Origin of the sequence: Streptococcus sanguinis (assembly GCF_020729765.1) — a bacterium.
GTDB lineage: Bacteria > Bacillota > Bacilli > Lactobacillales > Streptococcaceae > Streptococcus > Streptococcus sanguinis_Q.
The window spans coordinates 1-1423 of the sequence record NZ_JAJEPD010000071.1 but is presented as its reverse complement, the minus strand read 5'-3'; the positions used below and the strand labels follow the sequence as shown (position 1 = coordinate 1423).

1 protein-coding gene and 3 pseudogenes are annotated in these 1423 nt (G+C 37.6%); 3 read left to right on the top strand and 1 reads right to left on the bottom strand.

Annotation, left to right across the window (positions count from 1 at the left end; genetic code table 11):
- The 3 genes and pseudogenes from K4H96_RS10245 to K4H96_RS10235 all read left to right on the top strand — a co-directional run.
- Positions 1 to 685 (top strand): annotated as a pseudogene (locus K4H96_RS10245) (toprim domain-containing protein); the annotation flags it as partial.
- Positions 686 to 735: 50 nt separating this feature from the next.
- The gene (locus K4H96_RS10240; RefSeq protein ID WP_000152425.1) at positions 736 to 969 is read left to right on the top strand and encodes a DUF5965 family protein; all 234 of its coding nucleotides are present in this window, start codon (positions 736 to 738) and stop codon (positions 967 to 969) included.
- Positions 966 to 1253 (top strand): annotated as a pseudogene (locus K4H96_RS10235) (DUF5945 family protein); the annotation flags it as partial. The gene K4H96_RS10240 and the pseudogene K4H96_RS10235, both read left to right, overlap by 4 nt.
- Here K4H96_RS10235 and K4H96_RS10230 read toward each other — a convergent pair.
- Positions 1221 to 1423: pseudogene (locus tag K4H96_RS10230) on the bottom strand (exodeoxyribonuclease VII large subunit); the annotation flags it as partial. The pseudogenes K4H96_RS10235 and K4H96_RS10230 sit on opposite strands and share 33 nt — an antisense overlap.

Sequence of the window (1423 nt, the reverse complement as noted above, 5' to 3'; positions counted from 1 at the left end):
AGCCCAAGCTAGTTGGAAAACAAATGAAACAGTTGAACCTGTTATCGTTTTTAAAAGCTATGATCATCGTCACAAGCTGCAGGCAGCAAGCTTACAAGGGATTTATAAGAATCACTCTCTTCCTAGAGAGAGGCTGAAAACGATTCTAAAAGGAAGCCATGGACATATTGGAATATCTTTTGATATTGGTAAACCAAATAGACTGGTTTTTTGTGAATCGTTCGTCGACTTGATAAGCTATTACGAACTTCATCAACAAAGTCTAACTGATGTTCGTTTGGTATCTATGGAAGGATTAAAAAGGTCTGTTGTTGCTTATCAAACTTTACGACTAATAGCTGAAGAAAATCAGAAGTTGGAATTTTTAGATACAGTAACACCTTCAAAGTTATTGCATTTGATCAATACAATTCGTGATACCACCACCTATTTCGATAATCATCCTGATTTATTGACACTTGCGGTAGATTGTGATGATGCAGGAAAAGATTTTTCTGATAAGTTATCTCAATCAGGATTTCCTGTTTTACTGGATTTACCTAATAATGAATCTGGGAAAGAAAAAATAGACTGGAACGATATTCTTAGAGAAAAGAAATCAGATTTACAATTGATGATCGAGAATGTAAAAGAGACATTGAGGAATCAACCAGTAAGACAAACCTCTCAATGTTTAGAATTGTGATAACAAAATCAAGATGTTTTAGCTAATATTAGAATGAAGGAGKATCGTATATGACCATAATCGAGCGCTTAGAAGAAAAGGTCACTAGGCAAGAAAGCAAGGTAGCAAGAGAGACAGAAAAACTAGCTGCTTACAGAGAGCAACTGGAGACAGCGATGTTTGCGACGTTCAAAAGGCGTCAAAGCATCAGTCACATGAGTTTTGAAGAAGCTCTTGACCATGCCTTTGGTAAAGAAAGACAATTCGATGATTCTGAATTTAGAAAGGATGAAATGAGTGAATGACAAAAGATTGGAATTTTAATCAACCATTAGAAAGTAAATCAGAAAATCAAGGGGATTCAGATAAAATTGCGGCCTTATTTGGAAATCATCAAGGAGGTAATGAAGTAAATTATGAAGCAGCTTTTCAAAAGCGAAAACAAGCGCCTGTGACGGAATCAAATTCTAGTTCTAAACCTAAAGTCACAGAGGTTAGAACAGGAAAAGAGACAGATATCACTACAAGTTATCAGCAACATCTTAAAAGACTTATTGCGGATAACAATAGCGATATTSAAAGCCCAGAGATCTTCGATAGAACCGCCACCTCGGCCAATAATCAGTACATCCAAATCCGACCGCTCATTGGCCAGTCTGATGTGGTCAGCAACCTGAGCTGCAGCACCATCTCCCTGCACTTTTGTCGGATAAAGGACAATCTCCACTCCCGGAAAGCGACGGCTGACCGTAGTGATAA

Coding starts and splice junctions, on each gene's coding strand:
- K4H96_RS10240 (WP_000152425.1), top strand. CDS start 736: ATGACCATAATCGAGCGCTTAGAAGAAAAGGTCACTAGGCAAGAAAGC.